Source organism: Geobacter sp. AOG1, from assembly GCF_019972315.1.
In the GTDB taxonomy this organism is placed as follows: domain Bacteria; phylum Desulfobacterota; class Desulfuromonadia; order Geobacterales; family Geobacteraceae; genus Geomobilimonas.
This window is the reverse complement of sequence record NZ_BLIZ01000001.1, coordinates 2,762,905-2,780,524: the sequence shown is the minus strand read 5'-3', so window position 1 is coordinate 2,780,524 and position 17,620 is coordinate 2,762,905. Positions and strand designations below refer to the sequence as shown.

At 56.6% G+C, this 17,620-nt stretch carries 12 protein-coding genes; 4 read left to right on the top strand and 8 right to left on the bottom strand.

The genetic code is table 11. The features are described 5' to 3' along the window. Positions 1-4 precede the first annotated feature (4 nt). The 3 genes from LDN04_RS12625 (at position 5) to LDN04_RS12615 (ending at position 3,008) form a co-directional block, all read left to right on the top strand. On the top strand, positions 5-757 hold the full coding sequence (locus LDN04_RS12625) for a 7-carboxy-7-deazaguanine synthase QueE (RefSeq protein ID WP_223911072.1): 753 nt from the start codon (positions 5-7) through the stop codon (positions 755-757). Between the two features lie 128 nt (positions 758-885). Next, positions 886-1,608, top strand: coding sequence for a creatininase family protein (locus LDN04_RS12620; RefSeq protein ID WP_223911069.1), 723 nt, complete (start codon positions 886-888; stop codon positions 1,606-1,608). 44 nt (positions 1,609-1,652) lie between these two features. After that, positions 1,653-3,008, top strand: coding sequence for a TAXI family TRAP transporter solute-binding subunit (locus tag LDN04_RS12615; protein ID WP_223911065.1), 1,356 nt, complete (start codon positions 1,653-1,655; stop codon positions 3,006-3,008). Positions 3,009-3,619: 611 nt separating this feature from the next. Here the strand turns inward: LDN04_RS12615 and LDN04_RS12610 are convergent. From LDN04_RS12610 to LDN04_RS16900, 5 genes are all read right to left on the bottom strand, one after another. Beyond that, entirely contained in the window at positions 3,620-5,170 is a 1,551-nt protein-coding gene (locus tag LDN04_RS12610; RefSeq protein ID WP_223911063.1) for a multicopper oxidase family protein, read from the bottom strand. A 134-nt stretch (positions 5,171-5,304) separates the two neighbouring features. Further along, positions 5,305-6,639: a hypothetical protein gene (locus LDN04_RS12605; protein ID WP_223911060.1), complete on the bottom strand. Its 1,335-nt coding sequence runs from the start codon at positions 6,637-6,639 to the stop codon at positions 5,305-5,307. 302 nt (positions 6,640-6,941) lie between these two features. Continuing rightward, on the bottom strand, positions 6,942-8,813 hold the full coding sequence (locus tag LDN04_RS12600) for a hypothetical protein (RefSeq protein ID WP_223911057.1): 1,872 nt from the start codon (positions 8,811-8,813) through the stop codon (positions 6,942-6,944). A gap of 76 nt (positions 8,814-8,889) precedes the next feature. After that, positions 8,890-9,627: an FKBP-type peptidyl-prolyl cis-trans isomerase gene (locus LDN04_RS12595; RefSeq protein ID WP_223911054.1), complete on the bottom strand. Its 738-nt coding sequence runs from the start codon at positions 9,625-9,627 to the stop codon at positions 8,890-8,892. Positions 9,628-9,720: 93 nt separating this feature from the next. Further along, positions 9,721-12,111 (bottom strand): multicopper oxidase domain-containing protein, encoded by a 2,391-nt coding sequence (locus LDN04_RS16900; RefSeq protein ID WP_276572189.1) that lies wholly within the window; start codon positions 12,109-12,111, stop codon positions 9,721-9,723. Between the two features lie 1,008 nt (positions 12,112-13,119). On the opposite strand from LDN04_RS16900, the gene LDN04_RS12580 reads away from it, so the two are divergent. Next, entirely contained in the window at positions 13,120-14,334 is a 1,215-nt protein-coding gene (locus tag LDN04_RS12580) for a choice-of-anchor D domain-containing protein (protein ID WP_223911052.1), read from the top strand. 73 nt (positions 14,335-14,407) lie between these two features. On the opposite strand, the gene LDN04_RS12575 is transcribed toward LDN04_RS12580, so the two are convergent. The 3 genes from LDN04_RS12575 to LDN04_RS12565 are packed head-to-tail and all read right to left on the bottom strand — an operon-like array spanning position 14,408 to position 17,147. Beyond that, positions 14,408-15,178 (bottom strand): AraC family transcriptional regulator, encoded by a 771-nt coding sequence (locus LDN04_RS12575; RefSeq protein WP_223911049.1) that lies wholly within the window; start codon positions 15,176-15,178, stop codon positions 14,408-14,410. 24 nt (positions 15,179-15,202) lie between these two features. Next, positions 15,203-15,835 carry a response regulator transcription factor gene (locus tag LDN04_RS12570; protein WP_223911047.1) on the bottom strand — a complete coding sequence of 211 codons (633 nt, stop codon included), beginning with the start codon at positions 15,833-15,835 and terminating at the stop codon, positions 15,203-15,205. Between the two features lie 4 nt (positions 15,836-15,839). Further along, on the bottom strand, positions 15,840-17,147 hold the full coding sequence (locus tag LDN04_RS12565) for a PAS domain-containing sensor histidine kinase (RefSeq protein ID WP_223911044.1): 1,308 nt from the start codon (positions 17,145-17,147) through the stop codon (positions 15,840-15,842). Between the last annotated feature and the right edge of the window lie 473 nt (positions 17,148-17,620).

Genomic DNA, 17,620 nt, shown 5'->3' with positions numbered 1-17,620 from the left:
GTCCATGAGCAATCGAACCGCCGACTGCATCGAGCTCTTCTCCTCCATACAGGGGGAGGGGATGATGGTGGGGCTGCGGCAGGTGTTTCTCCGCTTCCACGGCTGCAACCTCTCCTGCGACTACTGCGATACCGTCAACCCAGCCCCCCCTGCGGTCTGCCAGCTGGAGGGGACACCGGGGCGGCGTGATTTTCATCCGGCCGACAACCCCGTTTCCCTTGACCGGATCGTTGGCATCCTGGAAGGGTGGCAACGGGGATGGCCGGGTCTCCACCATTCACTCAGCCTCACGGGGGGGGAACCGCTCCTCAACCACGAGACCCTGCAGGAATGGCTGCCGGCCCTCCGCCGGCACCTCCCCATCTACCTGGAAACCAACGGCGTCCTCCACAGCGCCCTGGACAGCGTCATCCACCAGATCGACCACATCAGCATGGATATCAAGCTTCCCTCCACTTCCAACTGCGGCGACCTGTGGGACCGCCATCGCGAGTTCCTCCGGGTCGCCCGCGGCAAGAAACTCTTCGTCAAGACGGTAATCGGCTCCTGCACCGAGGAGTGGGAGATCGCCCGCACCTGCGAGACCATCGCCGCCATTGACCGGACCATCCCCCTCATCCTCCAGCCGGTGACGGACCGGGAAGGGGGGGTGACCATACCCCCCAAACTGGTGCTGGAACTGCAGGAACTTGCCTGCAGGCAGTTAGCTGAGGTAAGGGTAATACCACAGACCCACCGGTTCATGGGACAGCTGTAGAGGCCGGGACCCATAAAGAGCCGTGATCCGGGACTCGGGACCGGGGACCCGCAACTTCAAAAACTTAACAACCAACATATGGGTTTTACGGGTCCCGGATCCCGAGTCCCGGCCTCCAGGAGTGAAAGATGATTATCGAAGAGATGACCATGACGGAGTTTGCGGCGGGGGTGGAGCGGACCCGGACGGTCTTTATCCCCTTCGGCTCGGTGGAGGAGCATGGAAGCCATCTGCCGCTCTCTACCGACACCATTCAGGCATACGAAGTGGGAAAAAAGGCGGCGCTCCAGATACCGCTCTTCGTGGCCCCACCGATTCACTATGGCAACTGTCGCTCCACCACTCGACACCCTGGCACTATTTCCATTACCACTTCTACCTTAAAGTATTTATTGAAAGATATTGTTACATCTCTTCGTAATCACGGGCTATTTAATTTCATCGTCCTTACCGGCCATGCCGGTGGCGCACACCGAATGGCACTCCAGGATGCCGGGGAAGAGCTGATCGCTGAGTTTACCGACATCCGGATGGCGGTGGTGACCGAGTACGAGCTGGCCAGCAGGGAAGGCGCTCCCATCGTGGAGACCGACGGTGATTCCCATGCAGGCGAGATCGAAACCTCCCGCATTCTCCACACCCATCCGCACTTGGTCAAGGGGACCGGTACCCGGGAATTCCCCCATTTCCCGCCAGGTGGGATCCTGGTGCGGGACAAGAAGAAATATTGGCCGGGAGGGGTCTGGGGTGATCCGACCAAGGCGACGGCCGATAAGGGACGCCGTCTCGAGGAGTTGGTGGTGGCCAAGGTCGTGGAGCTCGCACGGAAGCTTGAGGCGTTTGATTGGTAAGAATACAGCCAAGCTGAGGTTATCGAATGACAGCTCGAAACTACGTGCGCAAAATCGCTTCCATTCGCCCTGTGGCCCGCTTCGTTGGCATCTCCCTGCGCGATCTTACGGTAACGGCAGGCCCTTTGATTCTCCTCACCATCGTTGCAATTGCGGCTGCCTATTGGATCATGCGCCCTGCGCCACCTGACACTATAACCATCACCAGCGGTCCGGCCGGCAGTACGTTTCAGCTCACGGCCGAGAAGTATCGCAAGATACTGGCGCGCAACGGCGTCAAACTGCGTATCTTGCCATCTGAAGGGTCGCTGGAGAACCTTAAACGACTGAATGACCCGAAGTATCGCGTCGATGTCGGCTTTGTTCAAGGTGGATTGACTGCCGGGGTGACGGTGGACAAGCTGGTTTCTCTGGGGAGCGTATTTCATGAGCCGCTCGCGCTCTTTTACCGGGGGGAGGCACCCGTAACCTGGCTTTCCGAGCTGAGCGGCAAACGTCTTGCGATCGGACCGGAGGGAAGCGGGACGCACGCCTTGGCCTTGATTCTGCTCAAGGCCAATGGGATCGAACCTGGTGGCGCTACGGAACTCCTGAACCTGGGGGGAGAAGACGCGGCTCAGGCCCTGATCGGGAACAAAGTCGATGCCGCGTTTCTCATGGGTGATTCGGCTACGCCGCCAATCATGCGCACGCTTTTGTGGACACCCGGCATCCGGCTCCTCAATTTCGCGCAGGCTGATGCATATGCACGCCGTTTTCCCTATCTGTCCAAACTCGATCTTCCCATGGGAGCATTCGATTTTGGCAAGAACATTCCCCCCCAGGACATCCATCTGATCGGACCTACCGTCGAACTCGTTGCTCGCGATAATCTGCATCCCGCGCTTTCTGACATGCTGATCGAAGCAGCGCGGGAAGTCCATAGCGGCGCCAAACTGTTGCAGAATGCGGGAGAGTTTCCCGCGCCACTGGAGCATGAATATCGTATCAGCGATGACGCACGGCGCTACTACACATCGGGCAAGAGCTTCCTCTATCGAAACCTGCCGTTCTGGCTGGCTAGCCTGGTGGACCGTCTGCTGGTGGTCGTGGTGCCGATCATCGTGCTGCTGATCCCCGGGTTGAAGCTGGTGCCGTCGATTTACAGCTGGCGCATCAGATCGCGCATCTACCGGTGGTATGGCATCCTAATCACACTCGAACGAAACATGCTTGCACAGCCGGAGCCGGCGGAGCGGAAAGAACTGCTCAAGCGGCTCGACGACATCGAGGCCGAAGTAAATAAAATGAAAATGCCACTTGCCTACGCTGAGCAATTCTATGTGCTCCGGGACCACATAAGTTTCGTGCGCAACAGGTACGCGAACAGCAAGATGGAGGCTGAGCATGATTCAGCGTGATTGGCGCGGCAACTGCCTTAACCGGTGCGAATACGTAGTAATCGAGATGGTCGGGTACCGGGTGGCGAAATAGACGGCTTCCAAATTTGCGTTCTGAGCGGTTTTTGGCGGACACTGCAGCTCCTGGTATGTCCTTGTGGGGGTGAGACAAGAATTCTTCCGCGCAGTGAGTGTCGATAACATACTGGACCGGGGATTACAATTTGAGGGTAAAGGACCGTATTACTAGCCGGTCCTTTTTTGCCGTCAGGATCTGGAACAGAAAAATTGGAGTTCTCCTGGAACAACGACTGGAGGCGGTCAAATTGTTCCGGCGTCCAATGCGAAACGCAAAACGCTTCCTGAACGTCGCCGGTGCCGTGATGCATGGAGGTGATTTGCAGCTCAACGTGTTTCTTGGAACAAGCAGCAGGGCCAGAGCAGCCGCTGGCGGGGTTTTTCGTGCACTTTGTCATAATAGACCTCCGAGATTTTACGTCCCATAAGATATATTATGTAAAGTACGTTACAAGTTGATATATGCAGGTTCTGATTTGCCCCCTCCTGTATCCCGTTTCGTCGATTGAGTCGGAACACCTGCAACCGACGAAACGGGACTAATTTAAATAACGTTACATCATCATGATGTCCCACACACCCATCATACCGATATCCTCGTGCTCGACAATGTGGCAGTGGAACATGGTCATTCCGTCGTAATCCGTGACCGGCACGAGCATGGTGACGCTCCCCATTTTCGGGACAGTGACCACGTCCTTCCAGGCGGGTATGGTCGTATAGAGCGAGGCATAGCTGCTGTCGCCACCGGAAATGGAGAGGACCTGGCACGAGTTGACATGCTGATGGAACGGGTGATCCATGTTGCTCTGGTTGACTATCTGCCAGACCTCGTACGTACCGAGTTTGGACATGATCGTATAGGCTTTGTCCATCCCCGTGAACGAGATGCCATTGATATACCCCTTTCCCATCATCATGCTCAGGGTTATCTGCCGTCGCGGCAGGAGGGAGAAGTTCATGTTCAGTCTTGTAGCTGCCGGATTTACCGTTAGGGGAAGGGTGTCGCTGGCTGAAATTCCGCTATAGGCAAGGGTCAGGAGCGTAATCTGCTGCAGAGAGCTCATCCCTCTGTCGTACGGGAGCGACAGGAATTTGAAGGACCCGCCCGCCTGGTCCGCCTTGACCAGGACATCGATCCGTTCTCCCGGCGCAAGGAGTATAGTGGATAGCTGGTACGGCTTGTCCAGGAGTCCGCCGTCGGTCCCGACCAGCCAGAGGGAATGCCTGTCGAGGGAAAGCTTCAGGAAGCGGGCGTTGCAGGCGTTGACGATCTGCCACCGCTGCACCTGCCCCGGCCGGATCGACAGAACCGGGTTCACCCGCCCGTTCACCATCACCAGGTTCCCCTCCTTCCCCCGCATGTACTGGGAGGTAGAGGTGTACGGCTCCGGAAGACCGCTGCTGATGGTGATATCCTTGATGAGCATGACATGGGTCTCGTAACCGCCAAGGGGCCCGGCCCCCCTCCCCTCCTTGTCCTCGATCACCAGCGGACCGGCGAGCCCTCCCCAGTACTGCTCGGCAACCGTGCCATGCACGTGGGGATGATAGAAATTCAGGTGCCCCGGTTCCTCAAAGGCGAGATCGTATTCGTAATCGAGTGCCTCGCCCGGCGCCGCCATCATCATCATGTTGTCCGCCATTCCCGATGGCGAGACGTGGAGGCCGTGGGTGTGGAGGTTGGTGATATTGCGCCGATGTCCAAGGATGTTGGTGGCGGTCGTTTTCGGCAGCCCGTTGACCATGCGCACCTTGAGCATGTCACCCTTGGCCGCCCGGATGACCGGGCCCGGGTACATGCCGTTGTAGGTGAGGAGGGTCACCGGGGTACCGTTCAGCCGGAGCTTCGCTTCCTGCACCAGCAGTTCGTAGGCCCCCGCGCTGTTTTTAGTGGCGTCGGGAATGTCGAAGAACGCCGCTCCCGGCGGGGGATCGATAATCGTCGTCGTCCCGCCCATGCCGCCCCCCATACCTCCGCCCCCCATACCGCCACTTCCCATCATGGCCCGGGCCAGGCTGGCGTGAAGACCGACATAGACACCGGCAACCCCAGCAGATGTCGCGGCGATGAACTTCCTCCGGCTGATTCCCTTTGTCTTCATGATTTCCTCCTTTCGTAGTGGTAATTACATAAAAGAAATTGTGTCACAATGTATGCGTAAATAATGACCGGGTAGATGAAACCCGCCCCGGAGGGCGGGCTCAGGCTCATGTGCGTTGGCCGGTTATCTCCCTGTTAGGGGGGGGTACCGGTGACAGGGTAATAGGTTACGTGGGGATTGCGCCCTTCGAGTTTCCTCGTATGGCAGACAGAGCAATCGCCGAGAGCGGTTGGAGCATGCTGCAGCTTCACGGTCTGGGTGTTGTCGGCCCACATCTTTGACGGCCACCAGGCATGGGGGCTGTTGTGGCAGGCTGCGCACATGAGCCCGCCGTGCCCCCTCGCATGGCGATAGAGGTCCTGGCCGGTCGCGACGTTGCTCCCGTGGCACTGTTCGCACGTCGGCTCCTGGAGCCACGGCTCCCTGCCCTCCTTGCCGATGGAGTCGGCAATCTGCTGCATGCCGCCATGGCAGAGACCGGTCTGGCACGACGGCGTTTCGCCAAGGTAGCCCATCCCTTTGATGCCGGTCCTCAGGCACTGAGTATTCTGGCCGGGATGGCAGGAGTAGCAACCGGCAGTCGGATCATTAAGACGGGTGGCATGCCAGCCATGAATCGCCTGGGAGAGCGGTTTGGACGTCCCGTCCCCCGGTTTGCCGAGGGCTGGGTCGGCATGGCACGAGGCGCACAGGACCGGTCTCTCCAACATCAGATCGGGGCCGGTGGTTGTGACACCTTTGGAGCCGTGGTAGTAATCGTGGACCATCAGAATGTTGACATCCACGGAATCGGTGCCGTCGTTGGGGAGATTCACCGTGGCGTCCATACCCTGGGCATGGCACGAGGCGCAATTCAGCTCATCGGATACCGGGAGGACGACCTGGATTTTGCGCGGAATCCCGCTGCCGGCCACCCTCATCTTCACTGTGGCGATCTGGTAGGGGTTCCAGTTCATGTTGTCGTCATAGGGGAGCACCGGGATCCCGGTCGCCTCGAAGTGGTTGCCCATAGGCTTCATCGTTCCCGACAGGCCGTTGTTGGTCAGGCCGATCCCCTCCGGCAGGTCGACGCCGAAAAGCTGCTTGGCGTGCTGCCAGAAATCGGTCTTGTTGATCACCGTAGTGTTGTTGACGATCGAGTATTCCAACGTTATCCCCGACGTCACGATTACCGGCGGGTCTCCCCGCTTGATGACCTGGACCCAGAGATTGTTGTACGGAGGGAGGATCGCCAGGTCCTTGAAACTCGGATTGATGCAGTGCATGCCGAGATCGTTCCAGCCGATGACGACATAATCGCCGCCCGGAACGGGTGGCTTGACGGGGGTATCTTTGGCGGCCTCCCCCTGCACCGCTAAAAGACCGCAACCGACTATCAGTGCCAGGAGCCACCGCACCGAGCGCAGGAACCTTTTCACGGACATCGGCACCGGGATACATTTTGTGACATTCACGTGTGTCAGTCTCATGTGTCACTCCTTGCCCGTTCCGGGCTCTCACAGTCAGAGAAGTTCTGCATCGGTAACTAGCCGGGGGGGGGTGCGTCAGCGAGCGGTCACGCACAAATGCATCAGCGCTATACATGTCTGTTTCTGTGTAAATTTTAACTATCTGGTTTCTAGGGGAAAGTGGGGGAATGTCTGATTTTGTCCTAAGATATACGGACTAAATAGAGGTATTGCATACGCAGATTAACTAATTCTTAGTCCTACAAGAGTACAGCATAGAGCTATGTTGCCGTTGGTTACAGCTTGCTCGACACCCATTACTACTACCATTTCCCTATAATCGGAGTCGAACCCGTGAGGCCGAAATTGGCAGTGGTGTCCAGGGGTTGTCCTTCCCAGAAGCCGTTACCATTGTAGTCCAGGTACCATGTGGCAGTGGCAGAATCATAGACGCCGATCTTGGTGGTACCGCTGCCGTTCCAATCTCCGGTTACGGGTTTGACACCTGCAAAACCGAAGACGTAGGACTTGTCGGTCGACGTGCCGCTCCACTGTCCATCACCGTTGTAATCCAGATACCATCTGGCGGTAGCAGGGTCGTAGATGCCGATCTTGGCAGGACCGCTACCGTTCCAATCTCCGGTAACAGGAATGGCTCCTGAAATACCGAACCAGTATGATTTGTCGGTCGGCGTGCCGGTCCACTGTCCATCGCCGTTGTAGTCCAGATACCAAATAGTCGTAGCGGGGTCATAGACGCCTATCTTGGTGCTGCCACTCCCGTTCCAATCTCCAGTTACGGGAATGCTACCGGGAATACCGAACCAGTATGATTTGTCGGTCGCGCCATTCCACTGCCCATCGCCGTTGTAATCCAGATACCAGGTGGTCGTAGCAGGATCATAGACGCCGAACTTGGTGGTCCCGGAACCGTTCCAGTCACCGACAACGGGGATTGCTCCGGCAATACCAAGGCCGAAAATGCCGAGGACATCTGCAGGGGTGCCGTCCCACACCCCGCTCCGGTTCGTATCGAGATACCAGTACCCCTCACTAAAGACACCTATCTTGGCAGGTTGTGCAAGTGTACGGACTAATGTCGGGGAACGACGCTGTGTGGTCGTTCCGTCACCGACTTGGCCATAATAGTTATCCCCCCAGGCCCAGGCCGTCCCGTCGCTTTTCAGGGCAACGGTATGAAAATCTCCCGCAACAACGGCGATTACCCCATCAAGACCCGTCACGCGGGTCGGAGCATCACTTTCTGCAGTCGTCCCGTTGCCGAGCTGGCCAGAACTGTTATCTCCCCAGCTCCAGACCGACCCGTCGTTTTTCAGGGCTACCGTATGGACTCCCCCCGCCACAACTTTGATGACATCGGCAATGCCCGTTACCTGGACCGGAGTATGGCTCTCCGTGGTCGTTCCGTCACCGAGCTGGCCATAATAGTTGTCCCCCCAGGCCCAGACCGTCCCGTCGTTTCTCTGAGCAACCGTATGAGACCATCCCGCTTCAATGGCAGTCACCCCGGCTAGGCCCGTCACCTGGACCGGGGCGTGGCGTTCAAGGGTCTTTCCATCGCCAAGCTGTCCGTAAGAGTTGATACCCCAGGCCCAGACCGTCCCGTCGTTTCTCAGGGCAACCGTATAGCAATATCCCGCGGCAATGGCGATAATCCCAGCAAGACCCGTCACCTGGACTGGAGTATGGCGCTCCGTGACCGTGCGGTCGCCGAGTTGGCCGTAATAATTGTCACCCCAGGCCCAGACCGTTCCGTCGTTTCTCAGGGCGATGGTATGCGCATCCCCTCCGGCTATGGCCGTCACCCCGGCAAGGCCCGTCACCTGGACCGGTGATTGGCGCTCCGTAGTCGTACCGTCACCGAGTTGGCCACAGTAGTTGTCCCCCCAGCTCCAGACCGTCCCGTCGTTTCTCAGGGCAACGGTATGATAATCCCCTGCAGCAATTGCGGTTATCCCGGCAAGGCCCGTCACCTGGACCGGAGTATGGCGCTCCGTGACCGTGCCGTCGCCGAGCTGGCCAAAATAGTTATCCCCCCATGCCCAGACCGTCCCGTTGTTTTTCAGGACAACCGTGTGGGCGGAGCCGGCGGCCATTGCCTGAATATCGCCGGATGCGGCAGCCGAACTCACGGCTGCCACCAGGAGAATAAACGCAGAAAGAATCGCTCTCACCAATGCCTCCGTATATGTCACCCTCTTCGACCTGGAAGCGGAGTGTGTCGAACGGCGACCACACCATGGCGTATTTTCAGCTGTTGGTCTCAGGCGGTTGCTGTTCGGTTCCCTTGGGGTCGGCAGCCTTTTCGATGGAGATGAGTTCCACCTCGAAGATCAGGGTGCTGTTGGGTGGAATGCGGCCGAATTGCCGCTTACCGTAGGCAAGCTCAGCGGGGACAACGAGTTGCCACTTCGCACCCGTTTTCATGAGCTGGAGCGCTTCGGTCCACCCCTTGATGACGTCATCGACCCTGACTATCGCCGGCCCGCTCGGGCCGAAAGAAGTATCGAATTCGGTGCCGTTTACCAGCGTTCCACGGTAGTTGACCTTTACCCGGTCCGACAATTGCGGGCGGGGACCCTCCCCCTCTTTCAGCACCGTATACTGCAGACCGCTGGGGAGGGTAATGACGCCTGCTTTCGACTTGTTGGCGGCCAGAAACTTCGCTCCTTCCTCTATGTTTTTCGCGGACTGACCATTAATGCGCAGGTTGTAGCGGATCAGCACCTCCTTGCGCAGCTGCTTCAGGTTGTCCCGCATGTCATCGATTTTCATCGCAGGCGCCTTACCTTCGAGCGCCTCACGGATGGCGGCAATCAGCAGGTTCACATCCAGATCCACTTCCTGTGTCCTGAGGTTGTTGCCGAAATCATAACCGAGGCTGTAGCTGTCCTTTGCCTTCTTGTTGTCCAAGGGAGATATTTCTTCCGCCCGGCAGATAGAAATCGTTAACACCAACATCGCCAGAAACGTACTCAGTCTTATCATCTGCATTCTCCGTCAGGATTTTGATGTGAATCACTATCAGCCGGTAAAAAGAGGGCCGCTTGGTGCGGCCCTCTTCCTTGAGGCAGTCGGAAATTACTTAGTGACCTTGTATGGCCGCATCATATCCTGGTCCTCGTGATCCACGATGTGGCAGTGCCAGACATAACCGGGACCTGCGGTAGGATCGAAGGGATATAGGTTTTGTCCCGTCGTCGAGGTGGAGGTCGCCGGAACGGAAGTGGGCGTAAACCTGATCAGGAATCGCAGAACCTGGCCCGGATACGCCTTTGCCGTGTCTTTCCAGCCGGATTCTTCCGGAGCCGGCGGTGTAGCAGCCCCAACCAGGTAAGGACTTACTGCAGGATTGCCACCCAGGGCGCCGTCGGCGTTGGGGATTTCGTACCGAAGCGGCGGACCGTAGCCGGGGCAGAACTGACCGGCCGTGCAGCCGTTGAACAGCGGAGCCATCGTCGAGTCGGTGCCAAATGCCGCGTTCCAGGCGCCCAGGTACCCACCCGGTATCTGGGACCCCATGGTTCCGTCAATGTCGTACGCTTGACGGTTCAGGATCTGGAACTGTGCCAGATGGGTATGCATGGGATGCGCATCCATCGTCAGGTTGATGATCTCCCACTCCTCGATGGACCCTTGCTGCGGCAGTTCGGTGACGCCACCCGTGATGGGGTCTTCCCCGAAGACGCTCTTATCGATGCCGGGGGACATGGTACCCATGAACTGGGTATTGTTGACGAACACCATGAGCGGTCCGCCGGGGCCTTCGAACTCCTTCAGGATGAGCTGTCTCTTCTTGTCGATTTTGACGTTACCGGCCACATTCCCCTTGCCGTCAGTCAGCCTGACCATCGGTATCGGCCGGCGGCAGTCGATTCGCGGATCGCAACTATGGTCCTTGGAAGAGAGAGGCTTGTCGACCACGATCTGCATGATGCTCGCCATCTGCGGTTGGTCGGCGGGGCAGATATGGGTAACAGGATCGCAGGCCGGGTTCAGGGGATCGACATACGGCACAGGGGAAAGCCCGGACGGGAACGGGACCGGCGCATCGTTGGTGACCGTGATTGTCTGACCAGCCAGTCTCGTGAAGTCGACGATCACGTCGGCGCGCTCGCCGGGAGCGAGGAATATCGTGCCGTTCGAGGGGCTGACCGGTTTGTTGAAATAGCTGTCGTCAGCACCTGCCACGTATACCGTAGCGGGACCGAACTTGAGGTTGTACATGCGGGCGTTGGAGCCGTCCAGGAGATGGAAACGGTAACGCCGCGGTTCCACACTGAGCTTCGGCCAGGGGGCGCCGTTCACGATGGCCACATCACCGGCGAATTCCGGGATCCAGAACGGGTGGTTCAATGGATTGGGAGGGCCGCCGTTCAGGCAGGGATCGCCCGGCTGACCGGTACCGCACAAGGTAGCGTTACCGTTGCCTTCAGGGAAGCCGTCGGGGAAGAACAGCTGGGCTTTGGTGTCGAACTGCCGGTCCTGGATGGCCATCTCGATTTCAAAGGGGCCGTCCGGCAGCCGCATGGGCTCGTTCGACGGGTCGTGCAGGAAGTAGAACGCCGCCATGCCGCTGTAGACGTTAGTCCGGGTCTGCCCCATGACATGATCGTGGAACCAGAGTGTACCTGGCTCCTGGGCATTGTCATAGGTGAAGACGGCTGTGCCGGTCCCGGCATTGAATTGGGTATAGTAGTTGGACCCCTTATGACCATCCGGGGTGAACCATTGCAGTGGGCCGCCATCTACAAACGACGAGCTCTCTCCGCCATGCAGGTGGGCAACGGCCGGGGGGGAACCCTGGTACGGTGTGTTGCAGTAAGGGTTCAGATTGGCATTAGTGGTAAAGACGTTGTTCGGGTCCTGCGGGAAGTTCGTGCAGCCGTTCAACGCCGCTTCGCCGAGCGGGTCGGCCCAGTCGATGGTCTGGTCGACCGTCACCAACCCCTGGACAAGGCCGGTGGTGTCGGCACCGTTAATGGTAACCGGCTCGCCGAATTTGGGAAGCACGTTCTTGAAGGTAAGAGTCGTCGGGGTTCTGCGCTTCGCTTCCACCGTTACCGCCGGCCAGTTGGCGGGAGCGAGCGTCTTGCCGGTATGGGTGTCAGATATTCCGTAGGCCCAGACCCGGGTCGGCTGGATAGTGAGATCTGCGGGAGCCGGGCAGTTGAGAAACGCAGCGGCGAACGGGTCATAGTATTGCGCATTGTAGAGAGACGTGTCGGTCGGCAGTACCGCCTGCGCGGTCTCTTCCATGGTGACCGTTATGTCCTTGTGTTTCAAGGCATCCACCCGTGGGATGGGGCCAGCCGGGCCGAATACCGGCAGGTTTACGGCAAACTGCGGGATGCACCCCCCCGGCAGGGCGGTCTGTGGCACCAGGGTGCTGGCGCCGGCAGTTCCGACAATTCCGGCGGCGAGTAGCGCCAGAAGACCGGATACAGATAACCACTTAGTTTGTTTGCGCATAGTTTGTGTTCTCCTTTCGAAAAAGTTCACTCCACTGTGGCGAGTATGGCCGGCGGTTTCCCTCACCAGGCAGAGTTGCCTGGTGAAAAGCCTTTATATTTTTTGTACTTACGATCAACTTTACTCGAATCTACACGTTCGTCTATTCAGTGAATATCTGTTAATTCGCTAAGTGATTTCTATACATTTGCCTAGGAAAATGAAGGTGTGAAATACAGAGTTTGGCCTACAGATGGCAGTAAAGCAGTTGTCACGCCCATGTAGCCCTGTTTCCCCCTCATCGTCGCTGGAAATAATAATAAATATTGATAAAACGTCAGTTAATAGTTCGATTTTTAAAGGTTATTTCTGCAAGAAGTGTAAAAGGTATTGAACCAATGACAAGGGGAATTATTGCTTTATGTTAGTGAAAACTTGCTTTTTAATTAAGTTCGCAACCAGCTTTTGATAAAATTTAAAAAAACATAAATACTATACTTATTAATAACTATATTAATATAGCAGGCACAAACAACTGTTTGTGCTGTTATAAGATTAATATTTGTACAATAATAATTTTATTATTTGCAATTTGTGACAGTATGTTTGTGCATTTTAAGGTATAATAGCAACCACATAAATATAAGTTAGCAATATTAGCAAAATTAATAGCAATAACCTCCTAGCAAATCCTTTAATTACGACTATATTTGGAACAACATCACAACCACCAATCATGGAGGTTCAGTTAATAGATACGTACATAGTGAATGTTAAACCAGCCACCTGCTCGCACCAGTGCAGTCGCTCGACAAGAATGCCTTGCCGGCTCCCTTTCCTGATTACCTGACAATCCTCACACTTTCCCCTGCGGTACTTATTCTTCTGCTGTCGGCACCATGAGAGCATGACGTTACGACCAGTTCTCTGTGCAACCGTCGCACTACAAAAGGAGGTGAGTCCAGTGGGTCACACAATCGGCATCAATTGAGCTCGTTACGATCGCAACCGTCAAAAGGAGAAATAATCATGAAAAAAGCATCTTTGGTATTCTGTTGCATCCTGGCGCTGGCCGCCTGGATGTCGTGGGTGCCTAACGCAAATGCATTTTCGGGTTTCTACACTACCAACTGTGCCGGCTGTCATGGCGCGACTGCCACCTGCAATGGCTGCCACGCCCACGGCGTTCACACGGACAGCACAAAAAGCGACATAAATGTCGCGGGCACGACCGACAAACAGACTTATGCGCCCGGCGAAACGGTGAGCGTCAACATTACCGGCGGCTACCGGACAGGATGGATTCGCGCGATCCTTTATGACCAGAACATGGTTGAACTGGCAAGAAGTACCGGCCCGGCCGGTATTGGTGGCGGCCCCGGTTACCCGATCACCCTGACAGCACCGGCACCTGCGGCTGCGGGAACGTACACCTGGAATGTCGCCTGGTACGGCAACCAGTTCGACGCCAGCGGCGCCTTCTTCGGCCCGCGCTGGACACCCGATCCGAACAACCCAGAACACGGCCAGGAAATCGTCAGTACCAACTCCTTTACGGTCGCGGTAACCCCGGTACCGACGCCGAGTATCGCTCTTAATCCGGCATCGCTGAATTTCGGCTCCATCCTCACCGGCGGGTCCGCAACCCTGACAACCCTGGTGCAAAACACGGGCACCGCAGATCTCAGCATAACCGCCATCGCCCTCTGCACCGGGACCAGCACGGAGTTTACCTGGTCGCCACCGGCGCCGTTCACGGTCACCCCGGGAAGCAGCCAGACCCTGTCGGTAGCCTACGCGCCAGTGGATACGGGGACCGATACCGGCTGCCTGAACATCACCAGCAACGACCCGGTCACCAACCCGGCCGTTTTGAATCTGACAGGGAGCGGCGTCACCACTCCACCACTTACCGAGTTCGACTTCGACATCCAGAAGTTTATGGCAACAAAAGAGATCAAACTGAAGGAAAAGGGTAAGGCGAACTCGGTCAATTTCCACCTCTTGCTCTTCAACGAGGGGACCGGGCCTGGAACTTCCACGGCAACCCTGGTCGGCATGCAGAACGGCAACCAGGTCTACAGCGAGACCATCAACGTCTCCGTGCCGCCGGCCGAAACGGTCATGTTCAAATTCCCGCCGTTCAGACCTACCGTATTGGGGGATATAACCTGGACTGTCACCGTTGTTGACAATGATGCGGACGTCGACCAGGCAACGGCGGTAACTACTGTGCGGCAATGATCGACTGCGCTTCGTAGGGAAGGACCGAGGGGAGGGGTTTAGCCCTCCCCTCTTTTTAGTGGGTGAGAAGAGATCAGTAGAGGCGGGAACGCCGGTATGCCGATGGGGAGACGCCGATAATGCTCTTGAACTGCCGGGTGAATTCGCTCTGGTCGTTGAATCCGAGATTATAGGCCACGGTCGAAATCGTGACATCGGCCTGCAGCAGCAGGGCTTCCGCCTTCCTGATCTTGACCATGTTCACAAATCGCATCGGGCTTACCCCGATATAATGCTTGAAGTTACGACAGAAGTGAAATTTGCTGAGATGGGCTGCCCGAGCCAGGTCATCGAGATAAAGAGTACCGTTGAAATTGTCATGGATATGCATGACCGCACGGCTGATTGCAGAGGGAAGGTTGGGAGGGAGGTTGCCCGGCATCCCGGTGAAATCTGGAGCGAACTCTTTCAGGGAACCCCTGCTTTCCCGCCCTCCCCTGCGAAGAAAAAGGATACGCTCAACCGTCTGTTGGAGTTCGAGCAGATCGACCGGTTTGCGGAAATACTCCCGGGCTCCCCCCTTGAATGCCTTGAGGACAGTTTCCTCGGAACTGGCATCGGTCAGGAAGATAACCGGCAGGTCGTTACGCAGAGTTTTGAGTTCTTGGAGAATGGTTATCCCGCCATTGGCGTCAGCGCCGCAGTCCAGGATGACGATGTCGGGTTCGTTGGGCTCCATGGCGGCGATGAGCTCAGATCCGCCCGCATGCAAATGCACGATGCGCGCGTTATCGATCGTCAGAGGGCTCAACAGGTCGGCGTACTTACGGTCGGAAACAATAACTATGGATTGGGTATGTGACATACCTCCACCTGCCGTATAGAGCTATTAGAGCAACTTGTTTTCTATGACGAACCGGGTGAGTTCCGCGTTGTTTTTCATGTTCAGCTTGCGAAGAATGTGGGCACGGTAGGTACTGACGGTCTTGACGCTCAGTGACAGTTCGACGGCGATCTTGCCGACCGGCTTGCCGGAAGCGATCAGGCTCATCACTTGGTATTCCCGGTTGGAGAGACTGTGGATAAGATCTTGCTGATTGTTCTCGCTGAGTCCGTTGACGAGCGATTCCGCCAGGGCGGAACTCACGTATTTTTTCCCCAGCGAAATTTTCTGCAGCGCATCGATGAGGTCGTGGGAGGGACTACCCTTGGTCAGGTAGCCGGATGCTCCCGATTTGTAGGCGCGGAGCGCATACTGCTCCTCGGGGTGCATGCTCATGACGAGGACCGGTAGTTTTGGCTTTATGTTTTTCATCTCCACAAGGACATCGAGCCCGTTCCTGCCGGGCATGGAAATATCGAGGATCACCAGGTCGTACTCGTTGCTCTGTATCTTGTTCAGAAGCTCCTGGCCATTGATCGCCTCGTCGACAACGGTCATGTCGACTGTGGAGCCGATAACCTGCTTGAGTCCTTCCCTGAAGATGGCGTGATCATCTGCCACAAGTATCCTGGTGGGCATGCAGTTACTCCTTCCCTGGTAACGGAATTCTTGCAAACACTGCGGTCCCCCGTTGCGGAGAGCCGCAGACTCTCAACTTTCCTCCGTACGCCTCGGCGCGCTCCCGCATCCCGGCGACGCCAAAGGACTGCACGTCTTTCTTCTCCCTTTCGGTAATTCCTCGACCATCGTCGCGTACCGTCAGCGTCAGACACCCCTTCCGTTCCACCAGGTTCACCTGGACACTGGTGGCACCCGAGTGGCGAATGACGTTGCTCAACGCTTCCTGGAATATCCGGTAGACCGCCGTAGACACGTCGCGGTCCAGCTTCTTCTCTGCGAGGAGAACGATGGATTTGCAGGGAATCCCGCTCCTCTTCTGGAATTCTTTGGCCTGCCACTCAATGGCATCGGCAAGCCCCAGTATATCGAGCATTACCGGTCGCAGTTCCGAGGAGATCCGCTGGACGGTCATGATGGAGGCGGTGATCAGGTTTTCCATCGCTTTAGTCCTGGCGACAAGCTGTGCGTGGTCACGGTATTCCTGTGCCATGAGCGACACGTTCAACTGGAGGGCCGCCAGCATCTGGCCCAGTTCGTCGTGGATTTCCCGGGCAACCGCCGTTCGCTCTTCCTCCCGGACGGACATGAGATGGGACGCGAGTTTCCGCTGTTGACTCAGGGAAACGTTCAGTGTCTCCTCCCATTGTTTATGCCTGAAGATCTCCTGGTGATGCTCCCGGTTTGCACGGGCCAACTCTCCGGACAACTCCTGCAGACGCTGCTTCTGATTGCCCATTTCTGACAATTTCCGGTCGGTGATGTCGATCATTGCGATGCGACACTCGTCCTCAACCGCATGACAAACCCCCTCGAAAAGGATAATAGACCGATTCCCCTCTCGCGAGCGTTCAACTTCGCAGGTAGCTTTCTGCCCCCCCGTGAGCATGTTCCCGAGAAATTCCGTGAAGATCGAACGTGCGGAATCCGGGATAAAATGTTCTAACCGTCGGCCAATCAGGTCGGATCGTCCGCCCCCCAGAATTTGGGCACCAACATGATTGACGGTGCGAATCATTCCGTTTCGCCCCATGATAACGCCGCCAACCGGTGCATTATCGAACAGGTCACTGTATTTTTGCAGGACCTTCTCTGTTTCGTTCATGGCCTGGAGAAGCTCGGCATTTCGCATCTCCAGTTCGATCCTCTGCGCTTCAAGTTCATGCAACTGCATCTGGGTCTCGTCCTCTGTCCGAGGAGAAGACAGTGCCGGCAGGGGGAGGACAGGGCGCTTTCCCTTCGGGAACTTCATTTCGGTGCCGGTGGTTGACACGTCTCTCTCACTGTCCGTAACCAATGTTCACCTCGCATACCTGCTGCGCACACACATGCACAACGTCTAAGTATACCGGATGGCAGCCCGTTTGTCCCCTGACAATGCTGTATCGTCCGCCCGGTGTCTTCATAAGGGCAGGCAAAGGAGCTCTCCGTCTTGTCGTTCCCGCAATGGTTTTCGCGGGAATCTGGTTTGTATGCAAATCTTTCCTTAGGGATAATAACAGGCTGTTTCCGGGGACGATATGTGCAGGTGTCCGTTTTTTTACTAGGATAGTCTGCCAGTGCCTCATAGGTACTAATGCTGATTATGCTACGAGTTTGTCCTATCAATCACGCTATATGCTCTACCCTTGCATCCGACGACGCAATCTTTATACTAGACAGTAGGACAAACTAGGTATTCTGCAGCTCACAAATACCTATGAGGCTGTATCTTGAACACTTATGAAAAATACGGATAACCGCCGA

Excerpts from the sequence above, each read along its gene's own strand:
- LDN04_RS12625 (WP_223911072.1), top strand. The coding sequence starts at position 5 with ATGAGCAATCGAACCGCCGACTGCATCGAGCTCTTCTCCTCCATACAG.
- LDN04_RS12620 (WP_223911069.1), top strand. The coding sequence starts at position 886 with ATGATTATCGAAGAGATGACCATGACGGAGTTTGCGGCGGGGGTGGAG.
- LDN04_RS12610 (WP_223911063.1), bottom strand. The coding sequence starts at position 5,170 with ATGAAGACAAAGGGAATCAGCCGGAGGAAGTTCATCGCCGCGACATCT.
- LDN04_RS12605 (WP_223911060.1), bottom strand. The coding sequence starts at position 6,639 with ATGAGACTGACACACGTGAATGTCACAAAATGTATCCCGGTGCCGATG.
- LDN04_RS12595 (WP_223911054.1), bottom strand. The coding sequence starts at position 9,627 with ATGATAAGACTGAGTACGTTTCTGGCGATGTTGGTGTTAACGATTTCT.
- LDN04_RS16900 (WP_276572189.1), bottom strand. The coding sequence starts at position 12,111 with ATGCGCAAACAAACTAAGTGGTTATCTGTATCCGGTCTTCTGGCGCTA.
- LDN04_RS12580 (WP_223911052.1), top strand. The coding sequence starts at position 13,120 with ATGAAAAAAGCATCTTTGGTATTCTGTTGCATCCTGGCGCTGGCCGCC.
- LDN04_RS12575 (WP_223911049.1), bottom strand. The coding sequence starts at position 15,178 with ATGTCACATACCCAATCCATAGTTATTGTTTCCGACCGTAAGTACGCC.
- LDN04_RS12570 (WP_223911047.1), bottom strand. The coding sequence starts at position 15,835 with ATGCCCACCAGGATACTTGTGGCAGATGATCACGCCATCTTCAGGGAA.